The 16,370-nt window shown below is 62.6% G+C and carries 17 protein-coding genes and 1 tRNA gene; 10 read left to right on the forward strand and 8 right to left on the reverse strand.

Features of this window, described 5'->3' with window-relative positions; translation table 11 throughout:
* Positions 1–90: 90 nt before the first annotated feature.
* The 4 genes from AMC99_RS13010 to AMC99_RS13025 all read left to right on the forward strand — a co-directional run bounded on the left by AMC99_RS13010 (position 91) and on the right by AMC99_RS13025 (position 3,381).
* Positions 91–627 (forward strand): adenine phosphoribosyltransferase, encoded by a 537-nt coding sequence (locus tag AMC99_RS13010; RefSeq protein WP_061927178.1) that lies wholly within the window; start codon positions 91–93, stop codon positions 625–627.
* A 109-nt stretch (positions 628–736) separates the two neighbouring features.
* Positions 737–2,620, forward strand: a complete 1,884-nt coding sequence (locus tag AMC99_RS13015) for a cation:proton antiporter (protein ID WP_061927180.1) — start codon at positions 737–739, stop codon at positions 2,618–2,620.
* Between the two features lie 28 nt (positions 2,621–2,648).
* Positions 2,649–3,233: an OmpA family protein gene (locus AMC99_RS13020; protein WP_061927182.1), complete on the forward strand. Its 585-nt coding sequence runs from the start codon at positions 2,649–2,651 to the stop codon at positions 3,231–3,233.
* A gap of 74 nt (positions 3,234–3,307) precedes the next feature.
* Positions 3,308–3,381 (forward strand) — tRNA-Gly (locus tag AMC99_RS13025).
* Between the two features lie 259 nt (positions 3,382–3,640).
* Here AMC99_RS13025 and AMC99_RS13030 read toward each other — a convergent pair.
* Together AMC99_RS13030 and panC are read right to left on the reverse strand one after the other, a co-directional pair.
* Positions 3,641–4,411, reverse strand: a complete 771-nt coding sequence (locus tag AMC99_RS13030) for a helix-turn-helix transcriptional regulator (RefSeq protein WP_198143535.1) — start codon at positions 4,409–4,411, stop codon at positions 3,641–3,643.
* 72 nt (positions 4,412–4,483) lie between these two features.
* Entirely contained in the window at positions 4,484–5,347 is an 864-nt protein-coding gene (gene panC / locus AMC99_RS13035; RefSeq protein WP_061927186.1) for a pantoate--beta-alanine ligase, read from the reverse strand.
* A 65-nt stretch (positions 5,348–5,412) separates the two neighbouring features.
* Here panC and AMC99_RS13040 point away from each other — a divergent pair, with 65 nt between their 5' ends.
* The 5 genes from AMC99_RS13040 (at position 5,413) to AMC99_RS13060 (ending at position 11,385) form a co-directional block, all read left to right on the forward strand.
* On the forward strand, positions 5,413–6,240 hold the full coding sequence (locus AMC99_RS13040; RefSeq protein ID WP_420805551.1) for a division plane positioning ATPase MipZ: 828 nt from the start codon (positions 5,413–5,415) through the stop codon (positions 6,238–6,240).
* A gap of 3 nt (positions 6,241–6,243) precedes the next feature.
* Complete coding sequence (locus AMC99_RS13045) at positions 6,244–6,531, forward strand: J domain-containing protein (RefSeq protein WP_061927188.1); 288 nt, start codon at positions 6,244–6,246, stop codon at positions 6,529–6,531.
* Between the two features lie 88 nt (positions 6,532–6,619).
* On the forward strand, positions 6,620–8,035 hold the full coding sequence (gene pgmG, locus AMC99_RS13050; protein WP_061927190.1) for a phosphoglucomutase/phosphomannomutase PgmG: 1,416 nt from the start codon (positions 6,620–6,622) through the stop codon (positions 8,033–8,035).
* Positions 8,036–8,052: 17 nt separating this feature from the next.
* Positions 8,053–8,868: a DUF2059 domain-containing protein gene (locus AMC99_RS13055; RefSeq protein WP_061927192.1), complete on the forward strand. Its 816-nt coding sequence runs from the start codon at positions 8,053–8,055 to the stop codon at positions 8,866–8,868.
* A 63-nt stretch (positions 8,869–8,931) separates the two neighbouring features.
* The gene (locus AMC99_RS13060; protein ID WP_061927194.1) at positions 8,932–11,385 is read left to right on the forward strand and encodes a ligase-associated DNA damage response DEXH box helicase; all 2,454 of its coding nucleotides are present in this window, start codon (positions 8,932–8,934) and stop codon (positions 11,383–11,385) included.
* Positions 11,386–11,400: 15 nt separating this feature from the next.
* On the opposite strand, the gene AMC99_RS13065 is transcribed toward AMC99_RS13060, so the two are convergent.
* The 6 genes from AMC99_RS13065 to AMC99_RS13090 all read right to left on the reverse strand — a co-directional run bounded on the left by AMC99_RS13065 (position 11,401) and on the right by AMC99_RS13090 (position 15,140).
* On the reverse strand, positions 11,401–11,925 hold the full coding sequence (locus AMC99_RS13065) for an ExbD/TolR family protein (RefSeq protein ID WP_198143536.1): 525 nt from the start codon (positions 11,923–11,925) through the stop codon (positions 11,401–11,403).
* A complete protein-coding gene (locus AMC99_RS13070; RefSeq protein ID WP_232301430.1) occupies positions 11,922–12,305 on the reverse strand; it encodes an ExbD/TolR family protein in 384 nt (127 codons plus the stop codon). Before AMC99_RS13070 ends, AMC99_RS13065 begins: the two co-directional genes overlap by 4 nt.
* Before the next feature lie 228 nt (positions 12,306–12,533).
* Positions 12,534–12,983, reverse strand: a complete 450-nt coding sequence (locus AMC99_RS13075; protein ID WP_061927198.1) for an ExbD/TolR family protein — start codon at positions 12,981–12,983, stop codon at positions 12,534–12,536.
* 35 nt (positions 12,984–13,018) lie between these two features.
* Complete coding sequence (locus AMC99_RS13080; protein ID WP_198143537.1) at positions 13,019–13,549, reverse strand: ExbD/TolR family protein; 531 nt, start codon at positions 13,547–13,549, stop codon at positions 13,019–13,021.
* Between the two features lie 78 nt (positions 13,550–13,627).
* Positions 13,628–14,395, reverse strand: coding sequence for a MotA/TolQ/ExbB proton channel family protein (locus AMC99_RS13085; protein WP_061927200.1), 768 nt, complete (start codon positions 14,393–14,395; stop codon positions 13,628–13,630).
* Positions 14,396–14,477: 82 nt separating this feature from the next.
* Positions 14,478–15,140, reverse strand: a complete 663-nt coding sequence (locus tag AMC99_RS13090) for an energy transducer TonB (protein WP_061927202.1) — start codon at positions 15,138–15,140, stop codon at positions 14,478–14,480.
* 361 nt (positions 15,141–15,501) lie between these two features.
* Here AMC99_RS13090 and AMC99_RS13095 point away from each other — a divergent pair, with 361 nt between their 5' ends.
* A complete protein-coding gene (locus tag AMC99_RS13095) occupies positions 15,502–16,350 on the forward strand; it encodes a hypothetical protein (protein ID WP_061928055.1) in 849 nt (282 codons plus the stop codon).
* Positions 16,351–16,370: the final 20 nt, after the last annotated feature.

Here is a 16,370-nt window from a genome sequence, read left to right on the forward strand (position 1 = left end):
GGGATCGACCGGCTATCCGGTATAACCGAACAACAAGGCGCCCCTTCGTCCACGCGGACGAGGGGGCGCTTTTCATTTGAGGCCGAGAAAATGACCCCAGAAGAGTTGCGCGCCCTGATCCGGACCATTCCCGACTTTCCCGAGCCGGGTATCCAGTTCCGTGACATCACGACCCTGATCGGTCACCAACAGGGCCTGAAGGCGAGTGTGCAGCACCTCGCCGAACGCGCAGCCGCAGTGGGGGCAGAGGCGATCGCCGGTATGGAAGCGCGCGGGTTCATCTTCGGCGCGGCCGTGGCGGTGCAATTGGGGCTGGGCTTTCTCCCCGTGCGCAAGCCGGGCAAGCTGCCGATAGAAACGATCGGCGTCGATTATGCGCTCGAATACGGGACCGACCGGCTCGAAATCGACCCTGGCGCGGTCGGCAAGGGGCAGAAGGTCGTGATCGTCGACGATCTCATCGCAACGGGCGGCACCGCGCTTGCTGCGGCAGAACTGCTGCGCATGGCCGGGGCCTCGGTACAGAATGCCCTTTTCGTGATCGACCTGCCCGACCTTGGCGGGGCAGGGAAATTGCGCGATGCTGGCATCGCGGTCGATTGCCTGATGGAATTCGAGGGCGACTGAACACCTTTGCACTCGCGGCGGCTATGGGGGCTCCGCTTTGGGCCGGGATATATTTGCGGCAACAGGCATTGTATGGCTGGGCATGAAAACGGGGACGGCTGACTAGTTCATGGAATCGCAGGCACTTGTAATCGCCACTATCGGCGTATTGGGCATCGGTGCCCAATGGGTCGCGTGGCGCACTGGCTGGCCCGCGATCGTGCTGATGCTGTTCGCAGGCTTCATGGCCGGGCCGGTGCTTGGCTTCATCAACCCTGAAGAATCGTTCGGCGACCTGATGGAGCCGATGATCGGTATCGGCGTTGCGCTGATCCTGTTCGAAGGCGGGCTCAGCCTCGACCTGCGCGAGTTGCGTCATTCGGGCGATGCCGTCTGGCGTCTTGCAACGGTAGGCGTGCTGATCGGGTGGGCCCTCGGGTCAATGGCCGGGTTCTATATCGCGGGCCTCGTCTGGCCGGTCGCGGTCCTGTTCGGCGGCATCCTGATCGTGACCGGACCGACGGTCGTCCTGCCGCTTTTGCGACAATCGAACGTGCAGACGCGGCCCGCATCGATCCTCAAGTGGGAAGCCATCGTCAACGATCCCACGGGCGCGCTGTGCGCCGTCATCGCCTACGAATATTTCCGCAAGGTCACCGAAAGCCCCGACGCCTCGCTGCTAGAGGTCGTCCCGCCGCTGATCATTGCCGCCGTTCTCGCCGGCCTGATCGGCTATGCCGCGGCCAGGGTCATCGCATTCCTTTTCCCGCGCGGCGCGGTGCCGGAATACCTCAAGGTCCCGGTGCTGTTCATCAGCGTGATCTTCGTCTTCGTCCTGTCGAACAAGATCGAACACGAGGCCGGTCTCGTTGCCGTGACGGTCATGGGCGTGGCGCTTGCCAATATGGGCGTGACGAGCCTTCGCAGCATCCACCCGTTCAAGGAAAACATCGCGGTCCTGCTGGTCTCGGGCATTTTCATTCTGCTATCGGCCAGCCTGCAATGGGACGAGCTGGCCTATCTCCAGACCAGCTGGCGCCCGCTGGCATTCCTGCTCGCGTTGCTGTTCCTCGTTCGCCCGTTGACGGTCCTTCTCAGCCTGCTCGGATCCTCCGTGCCGTGGAACGAGCGGCTGTTCATCGCCTGGGTCGCCCCGCGTGGTATCGTTCTGGTGGCTATTTCCGGCCTCTTCGCATTGCGCCTCGGTGATCTCGGCATCGAGGGCGGGCAATTGCTCATCGGATTGAGCTTTGCCGTCGTCGTAGCGACCGTGGTCGCACACGGCTTCACCATCGACATCGCTGCGCGGCTGCTGGGGATCAAGGGATCATCGCGCCCCGGCCTGCTGATCGTCGGTTCGACGCCCTGGACCATCGCGCTCGCGAAGGAGATGAAGGCGCTGAAGACGCCTGTCCTCATTGTCGACCCTAGCTGGCAAAGGCTGGGTGCTGCACGGCGGGAGGGCCTGCCCTTCTATCACGGCGAGATCCTCAACGAGGCGACCGAACACAATCTCGACCTCGCGCCCTATCAGGTGCTCGTCGCGGCTACCGACAACGAGGCATACAACGCACTGGTCTGCAATGAATTCGCGCACGAGATCGGCCGCGACATGGTCTTCCAGCTAGGCGAAAACGTCGAGGATGACGATCGCCATGCCCTGCCTCCGTCGATCAGGGGACGCGCCCTGTTCGAAAGCGGTTTCGGCGTGACAGACGTCAACGAGCGCCAGGCCCGTGGCTGGATCTTCCGCAAGACCAAGCTGAGCGAGGAATTCGACTTCACCGATGCGCAGCAGAAGCTGCCCGAATCCGCTCACATGCTGCTACTGGTGAGGGCGGGTGGACGCCTGCGCTTCTTCACCCACGCCGCACGCCCCGAACCGCGTCCCGGCGACACCATCATCTCCTTCTCCCCGCCACAGGACCGGTCGGCCGAAAAGGCCGCTCGCCGCGCCGAAAGAAGCGCGGAGAAGAATTCCGACAAGGGCGGCGAAAAGCCGCAAACGGCATGACCGTCACGAATATCTCGAGGCCGCTGAAATGAACAAGACCATCACCGCCATGATCGCCACCGGGACACTGGCACTCGCTGCATGCAGCAATGACGCGCCGGCGCCCGAGCCAACTCCGACGCCGACCGGCGGCGAAACGCCGGTCTCGATCCTTCGCCCCGACGTGGAACAGCCGCCCCAGATCGACGAGATGATGAAGCTCGAAACGCGAATCTCGTTTGCCGATGGCGGCAGCGAGCTGTCGGAAGAGGCGCTGGCCGAACTCGCGACGGTTCGCGAATCTCCGCAGCTTGCCGAAGGTGGTCCGATCGAATTGCGCGGGCATAGCGACGCCGGTGGCAGCGACGATGCCAATATGCGCGCTTCGACCGCGCGCGCCGAGGCGGTGAAGGAATGGCTGGTCGAAATGGGCGTTGCCGAAGACCGCATCACGATCATCGCATTCGGGGAGCAGAACCCGGTCGAACCGAACGCGCTTCCCGATGGCTCGCCCAATGAAAAGGGACGTGCTGCCAATCGCCGTGTGGACGTGACCGTCAGGCTACCGACAAAGGCCGATGCGCAGAAAACGGACAAGACTGCGGCAACTTCGGACAAGGCACAGGCCGACTGAGCCGCCGGGCCAACTTCGGTAACTCAAACCAGTTGACGCAGGCGCGCATTCCGTGGCAATTGCGCGCCCCTCGAGCGGGTATAGCATAGTGGTAATGCTCTAGCCTTCCAAGCTAGCTAGAGGGGTTCGATTCCCCTTACCCGCTCCAAGGATTTCCCTCTGAAAACCGCCGCTTGATGCATTGTTGCCGCCCGCGTCCGCTCGCGCCCGATCACCGCCGCTTGGTTTCATGATTCATAGTGAAGGGAAGGCGGGTGTGCCGGGCGCGCGGTTCTGACCGTCGCACCCGGCGTGACCCGAAAGGCTTCAGCGAGCCAATCTTGCAGCGGCCAATATCAGCAACCTCTAATCTTGGCTTGTCCCCCAACTGAGGGGGCTTTTGATAAGGGAACCGGCTGGGGTCGCGCTCAGGGATTCCAGCGCGGTCTGTGGGCCGCTTTCTTGCTATGGCGGCCAGGTGCGATCAGGCCCAGTGCAACCGCTTTTACGGCTGCCGCGGTGCGGTCGGAAACACCCAGTTTGGCAAAGATCCGCTTCACGTAACTGTCGACCGAATATTTCGAGATGCCGAGAATGTCGGCTATCACGGCATTGCTCTTTCCTTCGCCGATCCAGCGAATGACATCGAGTTCGCGCTGCGAGAGATCAGGGAGCTGCGCGCCGAACGATCCGACCAGCGCGCAGTACCGCTGGAAGCAGAGCTGGGCGGCAACCGAAACCTTGCGCACGACCGCCTCGTCGATGGCTTCGGGATTTTCGGGCAGGCCGATCCCGACAAAGCCCGAACGCGCGTTGGGGGCGGTGCAATGGACCGCAATCCCTTCGCCCATACCGTGATCCGCCATGCGATCGAGGTAGTCCCTTTCGCCCTTGCTCAGCTTGGCAAGGCGTGGGGCATCGGACCATTTGAAGCTTACGTTCCGATCCAGTGCGATACCGGGAAGCGGGTCGTGATCGCGGTCCTCGGCATTGTACTGCTTCTCCCAATCCTTGGGGAAACCGACGTTCCATAACACCCTGCCGACGCGTTTGTCGGCCACGACGGGGGCCAGGAAATAGACCGCGCCGAAATCGATCGCTTCGAGAATTTTGTGAATGGCACGCCTGAAGGAAACTACGCTGTCGGCTTCCGCAGCGAGCGCCAGTGCATCCCAGTAGTCGATCGTTTCTTCGTCCATGCCCACCATATGGCTGCGTTCGATCGTCGCCCCACCATAGGCGCAACGACGGTTTCCGCCAAATCGGGCAATTTAAGCTGTAGGCGCTACCGCGAGGTTATCGATCAGGCGAGTGCCGCCAATCCGCGCCGCCACGAGCAGGCGTGCAGGTTTTTCTCCAAGTGTTTCAATGGGTTCTAGAGACATGGCGTCTGCAAGATCTGCGTAATCGACCCGCTCGAAGCCGGCGCCGAGCAGTTCGTCTTCCAGTGCTGCCAGAGTGCGCGTGACGTTCTGCCCGTCTTCGAATCGGGCGACTGCTTCCTGCATCGCCTGCGGCAAAGTGGCAGCGCGTTCGCGATTCTCGGCGGAGAGGTAACGGTTGCGGCTCGACATCGCGAGCCCGTCAGCTTCGCGCACGGTGGGGACACCGACGATGGCATCGACATGGGGCCTGACGAGGTCGAGGTCGCGCGCCATGGTGCGGATTACGGCCAGCTGCTGGTAATCCTTTTCGCCGAAGAACGCCTTGTCAGGCATGACCTGGTTGAACAGCTTGCACACCACAGTCGCGACACCATCGAAATGGCCGGGGCGCGAAGCACCGCAGAAATGTGCGCTGACCCCTTCGACCGATATGCTCGTGGCAAATCCCTGCGGGTACATGGCGTCCACCGTCGGGGCCCAGAGCAGTGAAACGCCTTCCGCCTCCAGCATGGCGGAATCTTCTGCCAGTTGCCGCGGATAGGCGTCGAGATCCTCGTTCGGGCCGAACTGCGTCGGGTTGACGAAGATCGAGGCAACGACATGATCGCACGCCTTCTTCGCCTCGCGCACCAGCGTCAGGTGCCCTTCGTGGAGCGCGCCCATCGTCGGCACCAGGCCGATTGTCGCGCCCTCGTTGCGCAACGCGGCTAACTCTTTTCTCAACATTTCGAGTGTGCTGGCTGTTTGCACGGCATGCGCCCCTTGGATACAATCTGCCGCACTCCTAGCTCGCGAATGACGGGCGTTACAAGTTATTGGAAAGCCGGATCACCGTGTCGCAAAGCCGCCCCCACCGCATCGTATTCGCCAATGAAAAGGGCGGGACCGGAAAATCGACCACTGCGGTCCATGTCGCGGTGGCGCTCGCCTACAAGGGTGCGCGGGTTGCGGCGATCGACCTCGATCCGCGTCAACGCACCTTCGCTCGCTATCTCGAGAACCGTGCTGAAACGGCGGCGCGCCGCGGTATCGACCTGCCTTCGGCGAATTTCGCGGTTTACGAAGGCGATGTTGCGGGGCTGGAAGAACTTACAGCGAAACTGGGCGAGAACGCCGATTTCATCATCTACGACACGCCCGGCCGCGATGACGAACTGGCCCGTCACGCCGCGACCGAGGCGGATACGCTGGTCACGCCGATGAACGACAGCTTCGTCGATTTCGACCTCATCGGCCAGGTCGAGGGCGAAACCTTCAAGGTAAAGCGGCTCAGCTTCTATGCCGAACTGATCTGGGAAGCGCGGATGAAGCGCAGCCGGGCGACGATCGAGCAGCAACGGCGGGAAATGGACTGGGTCGTCGTGCGCAACCGCACCGGCCACGTCGAAGCGCGCAACATGACACGCATCGAGCAGGCGCTTCGCGAATTGTCGAAGCGCGTGGGTTTCCGTGTGGCGCAGGGCCTGTCGGAACGCGTGATCTACCGCGAACTGTTTCCTTCGGGCCTGACCCTGCTCGACAAGGGGCACCTGGGCGAACTCGGCACCAGCCACCTGGTTGCGCGGCAAGAGCTGCGGCAATTGCTCCAGTCGCTCAACCTGCCGGCAATTGCGGGCGCGCAAGCGCAGCTGGAACTCGCCTGACGCATGACGCGCCTGCTGATCCTGCTCGCGGTCGTTTCGCTGGGCGTGAAGCTCGTCTTCGGGCGGTGGCCGTGGGAATATCTCCAGACGAATTCGACCCGCAGCCAGGCGCTGTTTCGCGCGCGCAAGCTGCTGGGTGTCCGTAACGGTGCCACCCATGGCGAGATCATGGACGCGCACAAGCGGTTGATCGCAATGGTGCATCCCGACCGCGGCGGCTCCAGCGCGCAGGTGCACGAAGCGAACGCGGCGCGTGACCTGCTGCTGGATGAACTTCCGGAACAGAACTGACACAATTGACCTTCACATCGGGTGCACGGCAGGCCACTAAAGGCCTGTTCCCCGGCCAATCGGCGCGATCAGAGGTTCCCCGCAGTCAATGAAGCATCAATTCGATTCCACCGTCCTACGCGAATACGACATTCGCGGCATCATCGGCGAAACCCTGGGGCCTGACGATGCGCGCGCCATCGGTCGCAGCTTTGCCACCTTGCTGCGCCGGGCCGGGGGTTCGAAAGTCGCCGTCGGCTATGACGGGCGGGTCAGCTCTCCGATGCTCGAACATGCCCTGGTCGAAGGACTGACCGCGAGCGGCTGCGACGTCGTGCGCGTGGGCATGGGGCCGACCCCGATGCTGTATTACGCAGAGGCGTCAGCCGAAGATGTGCATGGCGGCATTCAGATAACTGGCAGCCACAATCCCGCCAATTACAACGGCTTCAAGATGGTATTTCAGGGGCGCCCCTTCTTCGGGGAAGACATCCAGACCATCGGGACAATGTCCGCTGCCGGCGACTGGAGCGATGGCACCGGCGATGTCGAAAGCCGCGACATCCTGGGCGAGTATGTCGAGCGCCTGCTCGAAGGACTGGCCGGGATCGATGCCGATGCCCTCGTCAGCCTTCGTGTCGGCTGGGACGCCGGCAATGGCGCTGCCGGGCCTGCACTCGAAGCGCTCGCTGCCCGCCTGCCGGGCGAGCACCACCTTCTCTACACCGAAGTCGACGGTAATTTTCCCAATCATCATCCTGATCCTACTGTCGAGGCCAACCTTGCCGATCTGAAGGCTCTCGTCGCGGACAAGCAGCTCGATTTCGGAGTGGCTTTCGACGGGGACGGCGACAGGATCGGCGCGATCGACGGCGAAGGGCGCGTGATCTGGGGCGATCAATTGCTGATGATCTATGCCGAAGACCTGCTCAGAACCCGCAAGGATGCGACGATCATCGCCGACGTAAAGGCCAGCCGGGCTCTTTTCGACCATGTGAGCGCATGCGGCGGGAAGCCGCTGATGTGGAAGACCGGCCACTCGCTGATTAAGTCCAAAATGAAAGAAACAGGTTCACCGCTCGCTGGCGAAATGAGTGGGCACGTGTTTTTCGCCGACACCTATTACGGTTTCGACGATGCGCTTTACGCCGGTGTCAGGCTGATCGCGGCCTCGGCCAGGCTGGGCAAGTCGGTGACGCAGCTGCGCGGCGACATGCCCGACATGCTGAACACCCCCGAAATGCGTTTCCAGGTCGATGAAAGCCGCAAGTTCGCCGCGATCGACGAGGTTAGCGCAAGGCTCGCCGATAATCCGGGGCCGGGTGTCGAGGATGTCAACGCAACCGATGGCGTTCGCGTGACGACTGCGGACGGCTGGTGGCTGCTGCGCGCCTCCAACACGCAGGATGTGCTGGTCGCGCGCGCTGAAAGTGACACGAAGGACGGTCTCGATCGCCTGATGGCGCAGATCGACGAACAATTGGCGCTATCGGGCCTCGAGCGGGGCGAAAGCGTCGGACACTGAGCAATCGGGAGCTGGTGATGAAGTTTATTTCCAAGGGTCTTCTGGCAGCAGGCGCTGCCTTTTCGCTGGCTGCAACGCCGGTCGCCGCGCAGGAAAGCGCCATGCCGGACGATGACGTGATGCAGGCGATGCGTTCCATGTTCCCGGTCGAGCCGTTGACCGCCGAACAAGAGGCGCGTCTGCCGATCGCCCGGGGCATTGTCGCAAAGATGATCCCCGAAGGCACGCTGGGCGACATGATGGGGTCGATGTTCGACAAGATGATGGGCCCGATCATGGAGCTTGCTTCTTCCAATCCGGAGGCTGACGTCGCCCGCCAGCTCGGCCTCGATCCTTCGGAACTGGAACTGACCGAGGAGCAGGCGGCGGAACTCGCCGGAATTCTCGATCCAGCATGGCGCGAGCGCAATGCCGTCATGGGCAAGCTGATGCCCGAAATGATGAAGGACATGATGACGCGCATGGAGCCGACCATGCGCAAGGCGATGAGCGAAGCCTATGCCATCCATTTTAACGCGAACGAATTGGCGGACATCGACGCGTTCTTCTCTACCCCGTCGGGCCTGAGCTTCGCTCGCAAGAGCTTCTCCATGTCGAGCGATCCGCGGATCCTAGGCGCCAGCATGGAAGCCCTGCCTTCCATGTTCGAGTCAATCGGAGAGATGGAGGCCAAGATGACCGCTGCCACCGCAGACCTGCCGGCCCCGCGCCGCTGGGGCGATCTGACAGCGTCGCAGAAATCGCGGATTTCCGCGCTTACCGGTCTCGACCAGGACGAGGTCGAGGCGAACATGGAATTCGTCGACGCGATGAAGGAAGCGGGTGACGAGTGACGGGCCTGTTTGCGCGCCGCAGCCGCTAGGGCACCCGAACGCCCTGTCGCGCGTTGAGCCGGCGTGAGCGCGCAAATCCCATCCGAGATTACAGACTGGTTCGCCGGGCGCGGCTGGCGCGTCAGGCGGCACCAGTCGGAAATGCTCGAGGCGAGCGACAAGGGGCAACATGCGCTGCTGGTCGCCGATACAGGCGCGGGCAAGACGCTTGCCGGGTTCCTGCCGACGCTTGCGGACTTCACTCCGACGCGCCTCGCTGGCGAAAGCCCGCCCGACGGGCTGCGCACGCTGTATGTCTCGCCGCTAAAGGCGCTCGCCCATGACGTGCAGCGCAATCTCCTCACCCCGGTCGAGGAGATGGGCCTTCCCATCCGGATAGAAACGCGCAGCGGGGACACGCCGTCCGACCGCAAGAAGCGCCAGCGGACGAAGCCGCCGCACGTCCTGCTGACGACGCCCGAAAGCCTGTCGCTGCTGCTCTCATACCCGGACAGCCTGGAAATGTTTCGCGGCCTAAAGCGCGTCGTCATCGATGAGGTCCACGCCTTTGCCACGGGCAAGCGCGGCGACCTGCTGGCGCTCGCTCTCACGCGGCTGCAGGCGATCGCGCCAGACATGCAGCGGGCGGCGCTATCGGCAACGGTCGCCGATCCGGAAGCGTTCAGGGCATGGCTTGCGCCTTGGGGCGATATCGATGCGGTCGAGCTGGTGGACGGGGAGAAGGGCGCAGAGCCGCAGGTCGAAATCCTGCTGCCGGATGAGGAACGCGTTCCGTGGGGCGGCCATGCCGGGCGTTGGGCGATCCCGCAACTCTATGAAGAGATTCGCAAGAACAACACGACGCTGGTTTTCACCAACACGCGCTTCCTCGCCGAATTCATCTTCCAGCTTCTGTGGGACATCAACGACGACAATTTGCCGATCGGCATCCATCACGGCAGCCTGGCCAAGGAGGCCCGCCGCAAGGTCGAAGGAGCAATGGCGCGAGGCGAGCTGAGGGCGCTTGTCTGTACAGCCAGCCTCGATCTTGGGGTCGACTGGGGCGATATCGACTGCGTGGTGCAGATGGGCGCTCCCAAGGGCTCCTCGCGCCTGTTGCAGCGCATTGGCCGCGCCAACCACCGGCTCGACCAGCCGAGCCGCGCTATCCTCGTGCCGGGAAACAGGTTCGAGTTCCTCGAAGCGACCGCGGCAAAGGATGCGGTCGATGAAGGCCAGCGCGACGGAGAGGAGTTTCGCGACGGCGGGCTGGACGTTCTGGCGCAGCACATCATGGCCTGCGCCTGCGCCGGACCTTTCCAGGAAGACGAGCTGCTCGCCGAAATCCGTTCCACCCTGTCCTATGCATGGGTCGAAGAGGAGCAGTTCCGGCGCGTGCTCGGCTTCGTCGAGAATGGCGGATATGCCCTTCGCGCCTATGACAAGTTCAAACGCATCGTGCGCGACAAGCAGGGCGTCTGGCGGCTTACGCACCCCGAGCACGCCGCGCGCCACAGGATGAACGCCGGGATCATCGTCGACAGCGAGATGCTGACCGTGCGGTTCCGCAATGGGCGCAATCTCGGCAAGGTGGAAGAGCGTTTTGCCGCGACCCTTTCGCCGGGCGACACATTCTTCTTTGCAGGGCTGAGCCTCGAGGTCGAACAGCTCAAGGACATGGATGTGGTCGTGCGTGCGGCGAAGCAGTCGGCGACCATCCCGAGCTATGGCGGGCAGCGCCTGCCGATCACCACGCACCTCGCCGGCCGGGTCCGCGAAATGCTGGTCGATCGGGCAGGATGGAACCGCTTTCCCGACGATGTGCGCGAATGGCTGGAGGTGCAGGATTGGCGCAGCCAAATGCCGGGGCCGGGGATGCTGCTGGTCGAGACATTCCCGCACGCGAAGAAACACTATGCGGTCTATTACACCTTTGAAGGGTGGAATGCGAACCAGAGCCTGGGCATGCTCATCACGCGGCGGATGGAGGATCGCGGCCTGTTCCCCGGCGGCTTTGTCGCGAACGATTATTCGCTGGCGGTGTGGGGGCTAAAGCCGGTCGATGATCCCGCGCCGCTGCTGTCTCCGGACATTCTGGCGCATGAATTCGTCGAATGGGTACAGGAATCGCACCTGCTGCGCCGCGCTTTCCGCGAAGTCGCCGTCATCAGCGGGCTGGTCGAGCGCCAGCATCCGGGCAAGCGCAAGACGGGCAAGCAGGTCACCTTCTCGACCGACCTGATCTATGACGTCCTGCGCAAATACGAACCTGACCATGTGTTGCTTGAGGCGGCATGGGCCGACGCCCGTGCACGCATGACCGATGTCGGCAGGCTGGGCGACTTGCTCGAACGTTCGGAACGCGAGCTGGTGCATGTCGAACTTGACCGGGTCAGTCCGCTGGCCGTGCCGGTGATGACGATGATCGGGCGCGAGGCGGTGCCGCAGGGCGCGGTGGATGACGAACTGCTGCTCGAAGCGGAAACACTCGCCGGTGAAGCGATGCGGATCGAGGACATCGAACCGATTGAGGATTAGGGCGGGTCAGTAGCCTTAGGGAATGGTGCACTCGACAGGTTCGGCAAGGACGAGCTGGTCGGGCGTTTCGACTTCGTATCGGCGATAGCGGGACACGTGGTCGAAACGGAAGCAGTTGTCGACCAGGCCAGCCCGGTGGATCTTGGACAGGGCATCGAGCGCCACCTCGTAGGGTGCATCGGCTGCCGGATCGAACATCAGGACCGGTTGCGGCGACAACTCGCGGATCTGCGCCAAGATCAGCTCGAACTGAGCATCATCCACCGGATAGGAGTTCCACAGCAGCTGGCCGTCTGCATTGACATGAAGCCGGTTCGCATTCGGCGTCAGCGGGCCGAGATACGTGGGATTGGGCAGAGGCAGGTCCACGGTGAGCGCATGAGTGACCGGCGGGCGGAGCGCAGCGAAGACCAGTGTCACGGTGAGCAGCACGTCTGCGAATGGCGCGAGACCGAGCGTTACGATAGGCCGGGACTGGCTATGTCGCCGCAGGCTGCCCGAACGGGTCGGTACGCCTGCGCGGATCCGGGAACGCCTCAACGGGCGAAGTCGCGATATCGGTGGTTACCGACGAAGGCGAAGTTTTCCGAACCCGAATCCTTGATCAGCGCGAGCGTCTTGGCCGAAACGTCGTAGCTGGCGTTGCCATCGGGCTCGAAACGCAATTCGGGCCTGTTCGGAGAATCGACCGCAGTCGCCAGCTGGTTGAGCAGTTCCTGCCGGTCGAGCTCCTCGCCGTTCCAATACAGCCGGTCCCTGTCGTCGATGTGGACGGTGTTGACCTGCAATACGTCATGCCGGCCTTCGCCGCTCGGAAGCGGGATATCCAGCGAATGGGTCGCCAGTGGCACGACCATGATCAGCATGATGATCAGCACCAGCAGGACATCTATGAACGGGGTGACGTTCATGTCCGACATGGGGCGGGCCTGGGCACCGCGCGGAGCTTTGCGAGAATAGGGAATGGCATTCTCTCCTGCTTATGGTGGAAGGATATACCATCACATAATCAGGCGCAAGTGTCTGTCGTTGTTGATGCTTTTCCAGGCCCTTTGCACGACAGTGCGGCAGTTAGCGCGCGCAACGCGGGCAAAGAAAAAGGGGCGGATCGCTCCGCCCCTCTTCCATTATTCGCTGTGCGGTATCGCTTACTGCGAAGCGCCACCGGCTGCGCCGAACTGGCGATACTTCTCGTTGCCGACGAAGCCGAACTTCGTGACGCCCGATGCCTTGATGATGTTGAGCACCTTGGCCGAGAGATCGTAGCTCGCCAGAGCTTCCGGCTCGAACTGCAGTTCCGGTTCCGGGTTCATCGCTGCGCTTTCCGAAAGAAGCGAAACGAGCTGGCCCTGGTTGATCGGGTCTGCATTCCAGAGGATCTCGCCGCCCTGCGTCAGAACAAGCTTGTTCTTGACCGGCTCCACCACCACGTCGGGCGGAGGGTTTGCAGCCGAAGGCAGGTCGATGTCGACCGAGTGAGTCGCAACCGGGATGGTGATGATGAACATGATGAGCAGAACGAGCAGGACGTCGATCAACGGCGTCATGTTCATTTCCATCATCGGCGCGCCATCATCCTTGCCGCCTGACATTGCCATGGGTGTTTACTCCTGTCTCTCTCTACCAGCCCCGATCAAACGCCAGGTTCGACCGGGTTGGAGATGAAGCCGACCGTGGGGTAACCGGCCGCTTGGATGTTGTAGATTGCGCCAGCCACGCAGCGCCACGGTGCATTCACGTCGCCGCGAATGTGGACCTGCGGGATCTGGTCGGGATCTTCCATGATCGCTTCCGGACCACCTGCACGCTGCACGATGGCATCAAGACGTTCGAATGCGCGGTCGTAGAGTTCTTCCGACGACACCGGAGTGACGTTGTTGAAATAGACGCGGCATTCGCCGTCGCGCGATGCACCCTCGTAACCCGGTTCGCCGGCCGAACGGCCGCCGGCATCGGTGGTGGAAACGGTGAGGAGAAGGTTTTCGACCTTATCCTTCGATTCGACCGATTCCATAACCGGGATCTGGAGCTTTTCGATGGTCTGGATTGCCACAGGCACCGCGATGAGGAAGATGATCAGGAGCACCAGCATCACGTCCACGAGTGGCGTGGTGTTGATGTCCGACATGGGGGTATCTGCCCCGCCTCCCATCTGAATCGCCATTGTAAAATCCTATCCGTAAAACTTCGCTAATTACTGCGGATGCGGGGGCGACACAGGGCCGCCCCCGACATCAACGGATCAGGCCTTCTTGGCCGGAGCAGCAGCCGGAGCCGCAGTCTTCGCAGCCGGAGCAGCCGTCACGGCAGGCTTAACCGCACCGTTCGAGCTGATGTAGGCCAGGATTTCCGTCGAGAAGCCAGTCAGAAGCTCGGCGATACGACGGTTGCGGCTCTGCAGCCAGTTGTAGGCAAGCACGGCCGGAACGGCGACGAGCAGGCCGATGGCGGTCATGATCAGTGCTTCACCGACCGGACCTGCGACCTTGTCGATCGAGGCCGAACCGGCGAGGCCGATGTTGATCAGGGCGCGGTAGATACCGATAACCGTACCGAGCAGACCGACGAACGGTGCGGTTGCACCAACGGTTGCGAGGAACGGCAGGCCACCGTTGAGGCGAGCCATGATGAGGTCTTCCGAGCGGCTCAGCGTACCGTGCAGGTAATCGTGAGCTTCAAGGCTGTCGGTCATCTTTGCAACGTCGTCGTTAGCCTTGTTGGCATCGTCGACGACCTGGCGCCATGCGCTGTTCTTTTCGAGCTTGGTAGCGCCTTCCTTGAGCGAGCCTGCGCGCCAGAAGCTGGTGCGTACGCCCTTGTACTGGCGCATGATCTTGTTCTGCTCGAGGAGCTTCGTGATCAGGATGTAGAACGAACCGACCGACATAATGACCAGAACGGCCAGAATCGACCAGGCGATAATACCGCCCTGTTCCATGGCTTCCATGAAGCCGAACTGGGTCTTCGGACCCGCTTCACCTGCAGCAGCAGCAAGAGTTTGGATAATCATTGCGAATAGTCCTCTTAATTCATTGTCCCCGTGAGACCCGGAATTTGTCCATCTCCGACCGGGGCCCGGATTTCGTTGTTACCTAGTTCAGGCGGTATGTAATCGCAGTCGAGTAGCTTCCCGAAGTCGGGTTGCCAGCAGCATCGAGAGCCGGGTTGAAGCGTGCGTAACGCTGCATCCCTTCACACGCTGCCTCGTCCAGGATGCTCGACCCGCTCGAACGCGTGACGCGGCAACCGGAAACGCGGCCACTGCCATCGATCGTGACCGAAACGCCAACCGTACCCTGGGTTTCTTCACGCAGTGCGCGGGAAGGATAGTTTTCCTGGATACGGCGGGCCCAGCGGCCTTGACCGTCCGGCGTCGCACCACGTGCCTTGGAAGGCGGCGGGGGCGGCGGTGCCGGGGCTGCCGGCGGCGGCACGACCAAAGCGGGCGGCGCAGGCGGCGGAATAGTCGGCTGGGTGCGGATCGGTGGGGGTGCCGGCGCGATATTGATCGGCGGCGGCGGTGCAACCGGCGGCGGAGGAGCAGTCTGCTCCGGCGGCGGCGGCGGCGGTTCGTCCGGTTCCTCTGGGGGCGGTGGTTCTTCGATATCGACGGTAGTTACGCGTTCAACAACTTTCTTGGCTGCCTGATAGGCGAGCCCGCTGATGAGTACGTAGCCGATACCCACATGAATCAACGCCACGATGATCAGAGCAACAACGCGATTGCCGCTCATTTGTTGGTCAGCGTAGGCCATCCAGTCGCTTTCTCTCCATCTTACAATCCGGGCGGAGGCCCGAAAAAACCCAACCGCAAGCAGATGCCTGCGGGACGGGCGTCACTCAAATCTTCCTCCCTGGCCGAGTGGCGGGCACCGCTCGGTACGCTCGCCAACCAAGCCTGTCGGGTGGCTTGCTGGATTGTGACCTGAAATGTCCCCAACGTCATTCAATCCGGCGCTCGCTTTAACCGGCAAGCCCTACTCAGGCAAACGCTTTATCGGTTAAGGGCCGATTCAGCGCTTGTGGTCTGGAACCGTCGGCAAGCCAGAATCGTTCCCGAGACAGTGTTCTCGCGCATAATTATTCTCGAAGGTAGAGCTCTTGATTTTCAAAGGTTTGAAACGTCCCGTATCGCTTGCGATCGCAGCTTCCCTGCTGGCCGTTCCGGCTGCCGGATCGCTGGCGCAAGAGCCGGTAAACTCGAGTGTACAATCGGTGTCATACGCCGATATTGCCGACCTCGCCGACGCTTCGGAAGTCGTCATCCGCGCCCAGATTCGCAAGCAGATAGAGGTCGAACCGGAACGTTCGCCCGGTCTCGCGCCCGGCCATGTCCGCCTGTTTATCGAGGCGCGCACTCTTTCGCTGATTTCCGGCCCTGCTGCGGTCGGCGAATCCCTGCGCTATCTCGTCGACGTGCCGCGCGATTCGAAGGGCCGCGCGCCCAAACTGCGCAAGCAGGAGGTCCTCCTTTTCGCAAGGCTCGTCCCCGGTCGTCCCGGCGAACTGCGCCTCGTTCGGCCAGAAGCCCAGCTGGCATACAGCGCGGAACTGGAGGCGCGCGCGCGCCCCATCATTGCTGCGCTGGTCGCGGCCGATTCGCCGCCTGTCGTAACCGGTGTGCGGGACGCCTTGTCCGTGCCCGGAAACCTCGTGGGCGAATCGGAAACCCAGATCTTCCTCGAAACGGCGGATCGTTCGCCGGTTTCGCTCACGGTGCTGCACCGGCCGGGGCGCGAGCCGTCATGGGGCGTTTCGTGGGGTGAGATCATCGACCAGGCGGCCCGCCCGCCGCAGCGCGACACCATCGCTTGGTACCGGCTTGCCTGCGCCTTGCCGGGGCGCCTGCCTTCGAGCGCCAACCTGTCGCGTGACCCGGCATCCCGCAGCGCGGCAGAGCGTGACTATGCGCTGGTGCTGGGTTCGCTGGGCCCCTGCATGAGGACGCTCGCCCGCGCGGACTGATTGTCGGCATGGGGCGAGCC

This window comes from Altererythrobacter epoxidivorans (assembly GCF_001281485.1).
GTDB classification, from domain to species: Bacteria; Pseudomonadota; Alphaproteobacteria; order Sphingomonadales; family Sphingomonadaceae; genus Erythrobacter; species Erythrobacter epoxidivorans.